Here is a 13,532-nt window from a genome sequence, read left to right on the forward strand (position 1 = left end):
ATCTTGCCCTCGTATGGCGCCCCTGCAGGCGAAGATAGTCTATGGGGGACGCGCCAGGGCCTGTTCACATTCATAATTGCCGTGTGCGCTGGCGAACCCCGGCCAGTCATGCCCTGTCAGACCCGACCGCCGAAGGAAACGGATGGTCCTGCGTCTGCGGCGTGGTCGAGTATGCAAGGCTGATGTCGCCCAGGAACACACTTTCGCCTAACTTGCATTCTCGCGATGTCTCGCCGAGCGCATGACGAATATCGATCCGGTACGTGCCGCTGCCTTTCGCGAGCCCGCCGAACCGGAAATCGCCGAACGCGTCAGAGACCGCTTCTGCAACCCTTCGACCGTCCGAATACAGGATAACCTCAGCACCAGCGACACACTCAACCACGCCGTCCACCCGGGCGCTGATGCTGCCGGCTACGAAGCAGCTTTGCCAGCGTTCGAGGCCGCTGTACCACACGCGAGGCCGCGTGCCGAGAGTGGGTCGCAAAACCTCGAGCCCTTCGCGCCGGGCCTTTTCCGCCATCGCGGCGTCATCGAGTTTGACAGCCTCGAATACGCCGGTGGGGCAAGCCTGTTCGCATCGCGGACGCTGCCAGCCCTGATCGAGCAGATGAGCGTCGAAGATCCAGGACTGCGGCACTTGCAGTTCCTCGTTCCAGACAATCGCCTTGTACGGGCAGGAGTTGACGATATCTTTGCGGCCGCGAGCCTTATCCGGATCGATGATGACGATACCGTCGGCGCGCTTTCGGATCGCGTCGCCGCCGACGCGCATGCATGGCGCTTCGTCGCAGTGATTGCACATCACAGGCAGGTACGTCGTTTCGACCATGTAAGCGTCGCCCTGCACGCGGCGCAGGATGCGAATGGGGCTTTCGGCGCCGGCCGCGGCGGGCGCGGAGTAGCCGGGAAAATCGTTTCCAACGTGCTCATCACGTGCCGCGATGACACAGTTGTTGCAGTTCTCGCACTGCCCGACCTTGATAATCAGATTCCACTTGCTCATCACGTACTCCTCAAGCTGCACGACCGAGCAAGAAAGCTTCGGCGCCCTTCCATTTTTCAACCTGCACAAGGCATGAATTCGGGCTCATGCTGCTTGTGCCGGCCGTCTGCGGCCGGTCCGGGGTCAGCAGGTTCATGCACCCGCCTATTTCAACGCGCTCGCCATCGACTTCGACCAGCTGAAATTCAGCGCTGGCCTCGTACGACTTGACGACACCGGCGGTGACGAGCTGCGATACGTCAGCCGCACAAATGACGGCGCCCCGGTCGTTGTACACCTTGACGAGATCGCGATGGTCGATGCCTCGGGCCGCCGCGTCGGCGGGACCGAGCCGCAGCAGCCAGAAGCGATGACCGCCGACCAGCGCGCGATGATCTTCGACACAATTGACCGACGAGTTCTTCCCGTCGCAATGCGTGTGAAAACTGTACCGGCTATGAGTCGCGATCAATTGCAGCGGAAAGCGCTGAGCCAGTTCTGAACGCCGCCCCTCCCAGGACGGGATGTAGCGGTTCAGCGGCGGCCGCTCCGGATTGTCCGCCGTGTGCCGCTTCAGCAACTCCGGCACGAACTCCAGCTTGCCACTGGGTGTCTGCAGCCCCATGCCGAACTTCTCCGCGTACTGCGACGGCATCGGATGCGGTTCCTGCATGTCCTTGCGCCGTCCTTCCGCAAACCAGCGCATGTCGACAGGATGCCGCAATTCCGGCTTTTCGGCCGGAACGACGAAATAACCCTTGCGGCAAAACTCGCGCCACGAAATGTGATCCGGCAGATCTGACGAGGCGAACACGCGCTTGACCCAGTCGAGTTCACTGCATCCCTCGGTGAAAACGCCGCCGAGGCCAAGACGCGACAGAACAGCGGTGAAGATGTCATAGTCGGAGCGGGACTCGCCGAGCGGCTCGATGCATTTGTGCTGCATCGTGATCATGCGGTGATTCACGGTGTTGAAGCCATGATGCGCGTAGCCGCCGGAGTTCGACCATTCACCGATATCCCATCGTTCCAGCGACGTACACGCCGGCAGAATGATGTCGGCAAACTGGGCCTCGCCCTCCATCCAGATCGACTGGTTGACCACGAATTCGATGCTGGGATGCCGGTAGGCGTCCACCCAGCGTCCCGATTTCGTGACCGTGCTGAAGGCAGACCCGCCGTAGCGATAGATCATGTGTATCGGCGAGTAGCCCGGCATCGGGTAGCTGAACGGCGCGAACTGGGCTTCCTGAGACATACCGTCCCAGAGGTAGCCTGTCGCGTGCCCGTCGATGATGGCATCCGGCAGCTGCTGCCGCGGGACCATCTGCTTGACCGGATTCATGGTCAGGATGTGCGGCATGCGCTGATAGTTGTTCACGGCATTCGCGGTCCATGCGAGGTCGCCCGACATGCCGCCGTCCGCGTAGCCCGGAAAATAGAAGTGCAGATCATGCGGCGCACCGAGCTGCAGACAGCCGAAATTCACGCCCGGCTTGCCCCAGCCCTGCATCGCCATCATCATGATCATGCAACGCGCCCATTGCGCACCGGTTGCCCCGCGTCCCGCCCCGCCGAATCCCGCCCCCGTCATGCCGACGGCAAGATAGACCTTCTTCTTCCCCCAGAGGCGCGCGAGGGCACGAACGTCTTTGGCAGGCACGCCAGTCTCCTGCTCCTGCCACTCGGGAGTCTTGCGTATGCCGTCCGTTTTGCCTGTCAAATAGGCCCGCCACTCATCGAACCCGGTGGTCCGGTTCGCGACGTACTCCTTATCGTACAGATCCTCCTCGAGCCATACGTACATGATCGCAGTGGCGAGGGCCGCATCCGTTTGAGGCCGGATGGGAATCCACCGGCCGCCCAGCAGCTGCGCTGTCGGATTGCAATGCGGATCGATATGGACGAACTCGATTCCCAGCTCCTTGGCCCATAGACGCCGTGGTGTGCCTTCGAATCCCGCATAGGCGCCGTTCGTGCTTTCCGGGTCGCAGGACCAGAAAACGATCATTTCGGCTTCCTTAAGGCAGTCCTCGATACCGCCGTAGCCTGACGGCACGCCAACGCGCATCGAGTTGCCGAAGTGGTGCATGGCACCCCAGTACCATCCTTCCCAGCTGTCCGGATTCGCGGCCACCCGTGTAAAGCCGATCAGATTGGCGAAGCGGGTCAATGCGCTGAGGTAGTAGCCGACATTGCCCCACTGATGGTGCGACGACATCGGAAAGGTGATGGAACCCGGGCCGTGAACGCGCTTTTGCCGGTTGATTTCCCGCGCGACGATGTCCAACGCCTCGTCCCAGCCGATCGGCACATAGCCGGACTTGCCACGGTTCTGCGGGTTGCGTTCCCCATCGGGATCGAAATCGACCCGCTTCATCGGCTGGAGGATGCGCTTGTCCGAGTAGACGAGCGACTTGATCGACAGCGCATGCGGCGCGACAAGGCCGCGCCGTGGCGGGCTGAAACGGCGTCCGCGCGCCTCGATCTCCCAGCTCGGCGCATCCTTGCTATCGAGATCGATGGGTGTTACGCGTACGATGCGTCCATCCTTCACGTAGACGAACAATGGGCCGCCGTTCGTGCAGGTGGTATAGCGTCGTGTGCCATCCCGCATCGGCGCGCCCATCGGCAGGCTGACGGTTTGCATCATGCTTAGCGTCTGCATGAACCAGACCAGCAGCTCATCGTCGCCGTCAGTGACCACCTTGAAATTCTTCGCAGCATGGATGATATCCATGTAGTTAGGACTGGGCGAAAGGAATTTCAGGGCGGTGGCGACATCCTTGAACTGCATGCGTACGTCGGGCTTGGGATGCGTTCCTGCGCACGACCGGATGCGGCCGTTCTTGAGCTTGATGACCCGACCGATGCTTTCATCCGCGAGTCCGATCCACGCGACGAGATCGTGCTCCTTCAGACGAGCGCGATAGGCAGGGAAGCGGCGTGCCGTCAGGTCGATGACCTTGGGCATGGCAAAGAGAATTGTCTTGAGGATCTGGCGCTTCACTTTTTGATCCAGTGGAAAAGCTGCGCGGATGCAAGCATCACGGCAATACGGACCAGCGCCCCCGAGCGGGCATGCAGTTCAGGCGGGCGCGGTCATGTCCGGTTGAGGATTAAAGACCCGGGAAGGCCGGGCCCCATTGCAGCAACGTGTCTCGTCCGAACGGACAGGTGAGGGTCGGCGAGTCGCTGTTGACCAGGTCGCCGTCCACGTAATGCTCCACGTGAAAGCCGGCGGGATCGGTCCAGTAATCGAAAATCTGGCTGCCGTGGAAATGGCGGCCGATGCCCCAGCGGTGCTTGTAGCCTTTATCGGCCATGGCCATGTGACCGATGCCCACGTCATCGATATCGCGACATTCGAAGGAGGCGTGGTCAAGGCCCACCGCCTTGCCGCCGACAATCGCCAGTGTGTGGTGGTCGGTCCATGCCGCGCCTGTTTCCAGGTGCATGAAGCCGGCCACGACGTTCTTCTCGTCGCCCTGGTAGATCAGTTCCGACGCCTTCATGCCGAGCGTTTCGCCATACCACGAGATCAATCCCTGCGGGTCCGGCGAGAAGACGGCCACATGGCCGAGCCGCTGAACGTGCGACGGGCCGAAGGCCGGGCGCTGGAAGTCGCCCAACCGGTTTTTGGCATGGGCGTCATTCCACACAATCGCAGCGCCGCCCGACGGAATGACTGGCAGACGTTCTGCGCCGAACACGAACTCCAGCCGACGGCCGTCGGGATCGGCCCCCACCGTGTACAGGCCTCCACCCGGATGCGGGCAATCGGTCACGGGCGAATCAAAGCGGGCCGCCAACGTCTCGAGTGCCTCGCGCGAGCTCACGCGGAAGCCGACGCCAACGAACGCCGCCTCGCCTTGCGTCGAGACATAGGAGAAAGGCGCATCCCCGTAGCTGCGCAGATAAAGCGTGTCGCCGCCCTGTCGCAGATCCTGCAATCCGTAGTCGACCATGAAGTCGCGGACGGCAGCCAGGTTCGGGTGGCGAAAAAGAACGTATTCGATGTCTTCGATAAGCATGGAAAATCTCGCGATTGATGAGGTTGACGGCTCGACGGGCCGCCACGATCGATGTCCGGGGACGTTGTTCGTCCCCCGCTAGAATGTGTAGGCGACGTTCACAAAAACGTTAATGGGTTCGATCCTGAGCGTCGACTTCGAAACGATCTGCGTTCCGTTTGCAGTTTGTCCATATAGGGTCATGTGCGTCCGGATCGGCATGTAGCCAACGGACGCTCCGACCGACCAGTGTTTGGCAAACGCGTAACTTGCCCCGACCTCGAACACGGGGTTCCACGATGCACTGAGGGTCGCGTGTATGGATCCGCCAGGACCGACACTGTCGGTGATGAACTGGTTGTTGGTTGCGCGAACCTGGGTGAACCACGTGTAGTTCACGCCCAATCCGACGAAAGGACGGAATTTCGACTGAGCCTCAAACAGGTGATATCGAAGTTCGACGGCGGGCGGCATCGGCCTCGTCGTACCGAGGGTGCCGTACTTCGAGAGCGTCCCGTCTCCAACCAGATTCACAGTGAGTGGCAGGCCAAAGAGAGTAGCGATGCCGATGTGGTCGGTCACGTAGTACTCAGTGGTGATGCCAAGCGTATCCGTTGACGTCGCGTGTGCGCCGGTACCCGATAATTCCCGGTTGACTGCAATACCGCCGACGCTTTCCACGGTGAGCGGCGTTGCATTGCCCTGTGGCGCTACGTGAAGCCACCCTGTCGCCACCGTAAAACTTCCAGCTGACTGGGCATTCGCATTTCCGGCAAGCGCAGCCGTACAGATAAAGCCCGCCATTACGGCAGGACGAACATGTCTCCTGTTAATCCTCACGTATCGTCTCCTGTCTCATCGGTTGGTTATCTTTTTTATCGTGCGCACACCCAAAACGACCCGCGCACTGCGCCGGATCGTTTGTTCGGCCCTTACACATCCGGGCCGGATCCACAAATCAAATGGCCGGTATTTACGTAGTCATACTAATTATCTGGCCGGGATATGATTTGCGAATGTCTGAAGCTTCCGTCCCCGTGCCTTACCGTGCAGTTGCCACGTTTGATCAATTGCTCTTCAGGTCAGTGAGCGCGCATTACGAGTCGCTCGGCCTCGGGCGGGAGCGCACACCACCGACCATCGGTACGCTGTGTGTCTCCGATGCGATGCCGTCAACGCCAGTCGCAACAGAAACGAAAACCGGGAACGGAAAACGCCCGAGCGCGGAAAGTGCCAATGATGCGAGTTCCGCGTCGGGAAGCTCGACGTGAACTGAAATCCCACGCAAGTTGTCTTGTGCGATGCCGACTTTTGCGCCCTCGACACCGGCATCCACGAGCGCCGACTGCAAAGCGTCTACCGTTTCCAGCCGCTTGAGTGCGGGCTTGAAGATCTTGCCGACACCTGTCAGGGGCATCGCATCGACGATGCGTACCGCTTTGGGGAGTGCAGCGCGCTCGCTGATCTCGCCGCGCAGGAACTCGGCGATTTGTGCTTCGTTCGCCGTTATACCCGGCTTTAGCTGGACATAGGCGACCGGCAACTCACCCGCGTGCATATCGGGACGCCCGACTGCTGCAGCAATATGGACCGCGGGATGGCGATGCAGCGCTTCTTCGATCGCTGCAGGATCAATGTTGTGTCCGCCCCGGATAATCAGCTCTTTCTTCCGGCCGGTGAGCCAGAAGTAACCCTCTGCGTCGCAGCGTCCCAGATCGCCGGTATTGAGCCATCTGCCGCCATCCGCCAGGTCCATCCAGATGCCGCTGTTCTGCTCCGCACGCATATAGCCGATGAACACGTTCGGGCCGGAGATCAGCAGTTGACCCACCTCGTCCGCAACACAGTCCCGCACATAATGGCCCGCCTCATCGACCACCACGGCTTTCATGGCCTGGCCTGGGAGACGAAGGCCGATAGACCCGACCCGCCGTTCACCGAGCGGCGGATTGACGCTGCTAACGCAGGTGCCTTCCGTGAGGCCATAGCCTTCGAGGATCTTGATACCGGTTCGAGTCTGGAACGCACGCAGCAACTCCACCGGCATTGGCGCGGCTCCGCACAGGCCGTACTCGAGTGAACCGATGTCGCGAGCGCCAACGGGAACGTCCAGCAGTGAGCCATAGAGCGTCGGCACGCCGCTGAAAAAATTGATCCCGTAATGCTCGACGATTTCCCAGAAGCGTTTGACGACGCCTTCGGCGCGATAACCTTGGGGCGTGCCCAAAACGACATGTGCGCCACGCGAAAACGGCAGCAGCCCCGTCACCATCACCGCATTGACATGAAACAGCGGCAATCCGCAGAACATCGTCTTGCCCGGACCGACGCTTTCACCAAAGAACTGCGCGGCGCCCCAGGCATTGGCCACTTCGTTGCCGTGCCGGCGCATCGCGATCTTGGGCAAGCCTGTGGTGCCACCCGTGCAGAAATAGGACGATACGTCGTCCGTGCTCGCTGGCCGCGAACTGGAGAGCGCTGTGCCAGGCTCGCATGCCATTGCTTCGCTGAAGTCGTGGAGGGCGACCTGCGATGGAACTGCGCCTCGCACGCCCCCCTCGCCATGCAACCGTGCGCACTCGCCGCGCTGAAGCATTCGGGCGGCAAATCGCTGTTCGCCCGGCACATGGTCGGCGAGGTTGACCAGCACGACGTGCTTGAGCGAGGCAACCTTGTGCAAGGCCGGCTGCACTTTTGGCCACAGGTCCGTGCCGGGATACGGTGCCAGCGTGACAAGGACGCTGGCGCCCGATGCATTGAGCAGTTCGCCGATCGCGTCGCCTTCGAGCAGTGGATTGATCGCGCAGACAATACCGACGGCCTCGGCTCCCCAGATCACAAAATGCGTTTCGGGAAGATTCGGCAATACATAGGCGACGACCGTGTCTCGCTGTACACCCAGTCGCGACAGCATGTTCGCGGTCCGCGTGATATCGCGCACCAGTTCGCTGAACGTCCAGCGTTCCGGGTTCGCGTATCCGTCCGCCGTTGCGAAGAACGATAGCGCCGGTGCCGACGGATCAATGGCCGCGCCCCGGCAGATCATCTCGTACGTGTTCGTGGGGAGATCCGGGGGTTGCCCGTGGGCTTCGATCGCGTCGATGTCCTGGATGTTCGCGACGCCTTTCACGGTGCCTCCGCGACGACGCGATTTTGCTGAACACCAAGATTGATCGAGCCGTCGGGGCTGACGATACGCGCCTCCACGACGTCCCCAACCTTGAGATACTGGGTCCGCTCAGCCTGCAGATTCATGAACAGACGCCATTTTTCCGCTTCAGGCAGTTGGGCGGCCGCACGCTGCTTTTCGGGCGACGGGATGATCAACGCACAACCGGACGGCGTGCCGGTCGCGAGCAGGTCGCCGGTGTGCAGATCGTGGACGCCGGAAAGCTCGGTCAGCGTCTGCGCGGGACCATACACCAGACCGGCCGTGGTGTCGGTCTGCCGCAGAATGCCATTGACCGTCAGCGTCAGCACGAGCTCGCCCAGCTTCGCAATTTCTTCCTTTTGCAGCAGGCACAGGTACGGACCGACCGGCCCGAACGTCCGGTAGCTCTTGCCCTTGTAGAACTGCATCTGCGGAATCTGAATGTCGCGCGCCGAGTAATCATTGACGATCACGGCACCCGCGACGAACTTGTGCAGGTTCTCTTCGGTCACGGTGACGCGGGAGGTGATGTCGCGCTTCAGGACAAGACCGAGCTCGATTTCATAGTCGAGGAATCGCACCTCTTTCGGCTTCACGAGCGGCGAGTCGGCGGCAACGATGCAGCTCGCCGCCTTCGTGAAGATCATGTTGAACTTCTTCGCGTCCGGGTCCATGCCGGACTCGATCATATGCTGGCGATAGTTCGCTCCCTGGCAGACGAACTGCTGATTCGCGGTCACCGGCGAAAGCCATTGCACCTGCGACTCGGGAATCGTCGGGCCGTCCAGCAAAAGCAGCCGTTCGACCGGGTTCGCCTCGATGAATTCGGCGGTGGTCCGGAATTCGCCGGGTATCGGCGTGATCGCGCCATCGGCAACGACGCCCCACTGGGCGTGACCATCATGCAGATAATGCAGAACGTGAACTGCCATTTCTAATCTCCGGATTCGATGAACGGGTGTTGCTTCAGGCGAAAATGCTGGCGAGTGTCTTCAGCTTGGCCAGTGTGAGGTCGGGGCTACGGCGCAGATTGCGAATCAGTCCGGCGATGCTTACAGGCGTCAGTTTCGGCTTGGTGAAGCTGCGCGGCATTGTCGGTCCCCACTGCGCCATCGCGTTGCGGCTCACGCCATGGATTCCGGTCGGCACGTCGGCAGTGAACAGATCTCCGTCGCAGTAGTGTTCGTGCTTGTCGCCCCACGGGTCCTGCCAGTAGTCGAAGATCTGACTGCCGAGGATATGTCGGCCGATCCCCCACGCGTGGGTCCAGCCGCTCTCGCGCAGTACGCGCTGGCCCGTGCCGATCGCGTCCGCGTCGACGAGCTCATAGGCGCTATGGCTGTACTTCGCGACAAATCCCTGAGCGAGCGCAAGGGTGTGATGATCGGCGGGCTCGCTGCCGAGATCGAGACGCATGAAGGCGACGGCGGGCGAGCCGTCGGGCAGCACCTGCACGTCGCTCGGAATGAAACCGAAATGCTGCGTGTACCACGCACAGGTTTTCTGATAGTCGGCAAGTTCGAGCACCACGTGCCCGAGGCGGACGACCTCCGGCGCGTGGCCGGGCGGTCGCTGGGTTCCGTTGACGCGGACTGTCGCATCGACTGAGTTGAAGGCCAACGGCAGCCGGTGAGGCAAGCTCGCTGCCAGTTCCTGGCCCCATAGCGCATCGACGCGAAACCCGGATGGATCCGTCAGCGTCACGACGTATCCGCCGCCCGGCAGTGGCGAACGCCCGATCTCCGCCGCGCCCGGCAGCTTTTGCAGCGCGACCAGTTCGAGCCAGCTGCCGACCCGCAAGCCGAACCCCACGAACCGCGATTTCGGCGCCTTGCGAACGACATAGCAGAAGTGCGAGGCGCCGGTGCCGCGCAGGAGGAGCCGACTTTCGCCACGCGAGACGGTTTGCAGCCCGAAGTCGTTGAGAAAACGCTCGGCTTTTCCGAGGTCGGGCCGATCGAACATCAAATAGGCCAAAGCCGTCGCTTTTGCCGTCGGATTCGGGTGACGCGCCGGTTGCTCAGTCGTCAACTCCGGGGCGGCACCGTTTTCGGTGGTCGTCTCCATAGTCCCTCCATGTATTTCGTCAGACCGGCGTCAGGCGCCGTTTATGACATTAAACTCATGACTGATAGTTTTGTCAATATAGAGATTCGAATCTATACTGTCAAAAAGACCACAAATGAAACGATCATGACGACCACGACCAATCGCCGGCCCCCAAAACGCTCGCCGCGTGCGGCGCCCTCGCCGGCCCCCGTTGTCGATGAGCGGGAGCCGCGCGGTGCGCGCCGCAAACGTGAAACCCGCGCCCGTCTGCTCGATGCCGCGCTGAGGCTGATGGCCGAAAAGGGCATGGAAGGTGTCGCAATCAACGAAATCACCGAGGCCGCCGATGTCGGCTTCGGCTCGTTCTACAACCATTTCGAGTCGAAAGACGCGATCTATTCGACGCTCGTCGACAACGTGTTCGAGGAATTCGCGGACATGCTCGATCGCCTCGCGGGCGGCATCTCCGATCCCGCGGAGGTTGTGGCGGTTTCGGTCCGTCATACCATCCTGCGTGCGCGGCATGATCCGGTTTGGGGGCGATTCCTGATCCGGGAAGGCTTTTCCGCAGGCATGTTGAGCCGCGGGTTAGGCCAGCGGCTGCTGCGCGACATCGGCAATGGGATCGAGGCGAAGCGATTCGTTGTCGCCGACCCCTTGATCGGATTTCTCGCGGTGGGCGGCACGGTACTGTCCGCCATCGCGGCCGAACTGAACTACGTCGTGCCTGGCGCAACCGCAGCGGGCGTGCTCGAAGAACTCGGCTTCGACGGCGAGCGCCTTCCCGAGCGTACGGCGGCCATGCTGCTGCAGACGCTCGGGCTCAAGCGCGCGGAAGCGGAGAAAGTCGCAGCGCGTCCTCTGCCGGCGGCAGAGGAAACGGCCGAGGAAGACTGACGGCAAGCACGCGTGCGCCGCGATCCCGCGCACACGCGCCGGACCGCGACGCCCATGGATTTCAGCCAACGGCGCGCGGAAAAAGTTTGCTTGCCGCTTGTCGAGCGACGAATCCGGCGTCCGTCAACTGGGCGACGTCGGGACAGGACAAGGCGCCCGGTGCGCTCTTGCGCGACGCTGCCGCATGTCTTGCCGGGTTGTCCGCCGTACTCGCGGCGAGCCCGCGTACCACCTCGGCGATTTGCGCGGCGACGATGGTGATCGCGCGCCGGTGACCTTCGACGATCGCCTGGTAGCCGTCCGACACGGGTTCGCTCAACACGCTGCGACAGGTCACTGCGCCTGCACCGTCCGACCTCCGCACATTCCATACGACGTCGACCAGCACATGCGAGCGAGGCCACGATTCGAAACGCTGGACCTCGACGGCGATCTGATAAACGGGAACGTCCTCCCCGTTCGCCGGCGCGCCGGGTCCGGCCGTGCCGGCCTCTCGACTGACGCCGGCAATCAGCGCGGAGCGGATCTCGTCCGCAAGCGACGAAGCCCAACGATCGTCCTCCAGCACCTTCAGCTGCGCCGCATCGACCTGCACGACAAGCTGACTTCTCGCATCAGCGGCAGGCACTTTCACAGGCCGCACGTCGATGCGCCAGGCAGGGGTTGCGCGACTGCTCGCGGGCGGCGATACGCCGGCGGCGAGCGTATAGAAGCGCGCTGACGGCGAAGCGCAAGCCGTCATGAGGACGAGGCCAGCGACGGCCACTGTGCGCGGCAACCCACGTAGCGAGGGGCGTAAGTTCCGGATCATGGCTGGTCTCCCTTCTTGCCAAACAACAGCGCCTGCGGATGGCGCTCCAGATAATCAGCAAGCGCATTCAGCGATTGCAACGTTCGCGTCAGTTGCTGCATCGCATCCTGAACGTCGGACTGCATCGGCGCAGCCTGGTGAAGCGTCGTTTCGGCGGCGCCGAAGGTCTTTTGCGCGGCCGCCAGGGTGTCGCGCGCTTGCGGCACGACCTCCGTGTCCATGTGACCGAACAGCTTGTTGGCGTTTTCGAGCGCGCCGTTCAGGTTGTTCCCGATCTTGTCGAACGGAACCTGGTTCAGCTTTCGGGCGATGTCCGCGACCTGCACCTGCAGTTCGTCGAGCGTGTTCGGCACGGTCGGCAGTTCGATCGGATTGCGGCTCACGTCCACGCTCGCGCGAGCCGCTTTCGGGAACATGTCGAGCGCGACGTAGAGCTGGCCGGTCAGCAAGCTGCCGGTGCGCAATTGTCCGCGCAGCCCTTCTGTCACGAGGTGCTGAAGCAGTTCGTGGCCACCCGGCGTGTTGGGGTCGGGCAGCGCGTCGTTCGAGCGTCGGCTCAGGCGGTCGGGATAAAGCGCCATCGAGACCTTCATGCTGAAGCTCTTCTGCGTTTCGCTGTATTCGATACCGATGCCGGTCACCTGCCCCAGCACGATCCCGCGAAGGTCCACCGGCGCGCCAACGGACAGTCCTCGCAGCGACTGGTCGAAGCGCATCACGACATTGAGCGGCTGGCCGTCAGGCTCGCGCATCGCCTCCTGCTCGTCGGCCGCGAGCGGAAACCCGGCTTTGTCCACCGCGAGCGCTCCGCCGTCCTGACCGGGGGGACTCTGGAATGCCAGCCCGCCGACCACGACGGTCGCAAGTGACTGGGTATTGAGCTTCAGACCGTTGGAATCGAGACGCAGATCGACGCCGCTTGCGTGCCACCATCGCGTACGGGTCCTGACATATTGATCGAACGGCGCATTGATGAACACATTGACGATCACACCATCGCCGTGAGGGTCGAGCGAGAAGCCGACCACCTGCCCGGCCTGGACACGATGGTAGAAAACCGGCGCGCCGATATCGATCGAGCCGAGCGATTCGCCTCGCAACGTGTACTGATGTCCACGTTGCCCCGTCGTGACGATGGGCGGGTTTTCGAGTCCGGCAAAGGCGATTTGCGTGTCGGTCGAGCGCCCGATATCCGCGCCGATGTAGGCGCCGGACAGCAACGTACCGAGGCCCGAGATACCGTTGGCGCCGACACGCGGCCGCACGACCCAGAACCGTGTGCCTTCTGTTGCGAATCGCGCGGCGTCCTTGCCGAGCTGAATGGTCACGATCACGCGCCGCAGGTCCTTCGACAGCGCGATGGCTTGCACGAGGCCGATGTCCACATCCTTGTACTTGACCTTGGTTTTGCCCGCCTCCATGCCTTCCGCGCTATCGAAGGTAACGGTGATGACGGACCCTTTTTCGGCGACCGATTTCGCCACGAGCGCAATGCCGATCAATGCGCAGATCAGGGGAACCAGCCATATGAGGGACGGCAGCCAGCGCTTGCGCGGCCGAAGTTCGGGGCTGGGCAGATTGGGAAGATGCATCGTTCGGGTGTTTCGGAGAGTCCGGTTTGTTGAG

At 62.1% G+C, this 13,532-nt stretch carries 10 protein-coding genes; 1 reads left to right on the forward strand and 9 read right to left on the reverse strand.

Annotation, left to right across the window (positions count from 1 at the left end):
• Positions 1 to 106: 106 nt before the first annotated feature.
• From C7411_RS13145 to C7411_RS13175, 7 genes are all read right to left on the reverse strand, one after another.
• Complete coding sequence (locus C7411_RS13145; RefSeq protein WP_110384857.1) at positions 107 to 1,006, reverse strand: 4Fe-4S dicluster domain-containing protein; 900 nt, start codon at positions 1,004 to 1,006, stop codon at positions 107 to 109.
• Positions 1,007 to 1,016: 10 nt separating this feature from the next.
• Positions 1,017 to 3,995: a molybdopterin-dependent oxidoreductase gene (locus tag C7411_RS13150; protein ID WP_110384723.1), complete on the reverse strand. Its 2,979-nt coding sequence runs from the start codon at positions 3,993 to 3,995 to the stop codon at positions 1,017 to 1,019.
• Between the two features lie 109 nt (positions 3,996 to 4,104).
• Complete coding sequence (locus C7411_RS13155; protein ID WP_110384724.1) at positions 4,105 to 5,019, reverse strand: VOC family protein; 915 nt, start codon at positions 5,017 to 5,019, stop codon at positions 4,105 to 4,107.
• A gap of 78 nt (positions 5,020 to 5,097) precedes the next feature.
• On the reverse strand, positions 5,098 to 5,802 hold the full coding sequence (locus C7411_RS13160) for an OmpW/AlkL family protein (RefSeq protein ID WP_110384725.1): 705 nt from the start codon (positions 5,800 to 5,802) through the stop codon (positions 5,098 to 5,100).
• Positions 5,803 to 6,094: 292 nt separating this feature from the next.
• Positions 6,095 to 8,128 (reverse strand): acyl-CoA synthetase, encoded by a 2,034-nt coding sequence (locus C7411_RS13165; RefSeq protein ID WP_110384726.1) that lies wholly within the window; start codon positions 8,126 to 8,128, stop codon positions 6,095 to 6,097.
• Positions 8,125 to 9,081, reverse strand: a complete 957-nt coding sequence (locus C7411_RS13170) for a fumarylacetoacetate hydrolase family protein (protein ID WP_110384727.1) — start codon at positions 9,079 to 9,081, stop codon at positions 8,125 to 8,127. Before C7411_RS13170 ends, C7411_RS13165 begins: the two co-directional genes overlap by 4 nt.
• Positions 9,082 to 9,115: 34 nt before the next feature.
• Positions 9,116 to 10,216, reverse strand: a complete 1,101-nt coding sequence (locus C7411_RS13175; protein ID WP_110384728.1) for a VOC family protein — start codon at positions 10,214 to 10,216, stop codon at positions 9,116 to 9,118.
• Between the two features lie 126 nt (positions 10,217 to 10,342).
• Between C7411_RS13175 and C7411_RS13180 the strand changes: the two genes are divergently transcribed.
• Positions 10,343 to 11,095, forward strand: a complete 753-nt coding sequence (locus C7411_RS13180; protein ID WP_181431337.1) for a TetR/AcrR family transcriptional regulator — start codon at positions 10,343 to 10,345, stop codon at positions 11,093 to 11,095.
• Positions 11,096 to 11,156: 61 nt separating this feature from the next.
• Here C7411_RS13180 and C7411_RS13185 read toward each other — a convergent pair whose 3' ends face one another.
• Both C7411_RS13185 and C7411_RS13190 read right to left on the reverse strand, forming a co-directional pair.
• The gene (locus C7411_RS13185) at positions 11,157 to 11,906 is read right to left on the reverse strand and encodes a PqiC family protein (protein ID WP_110384730.1); all 750 of its coding nucleotides are present in this window, start codon (positions 11,904 to 11,906) and stop codon (positions 11,157 to 11,159) included.
• Positions 11,903 to 13,498: a PqiB family protein gene (locus C7411_RS13190; RefSeq protein ID WP_110384731.1), complete on the reverse strand. Its 1,596-nt coding sequence runs from the start codon at positions 13,496 to 13,498 to the stop codon at positions 11,903 to 11,905. Before C7411_RS13190 ends, C7411_RS13185 begins: the two co-directional genes overlap by 4 nt.
• Positions 13,499 to 13,532: the final 34 nt, after the last annotated feature.

The organism is Paraburkholderia silvatlantica (assembly GCF_003096715.1).
In the GTDB taxonomy this organism is placed as follows: domain Bacteria; phylum Pseudomonadota; class Gammaproteobacteria; order Burkholderiales; family Burkholderiaceae; genus Paraburkholderia; species Paraburkholderia silvatlantica.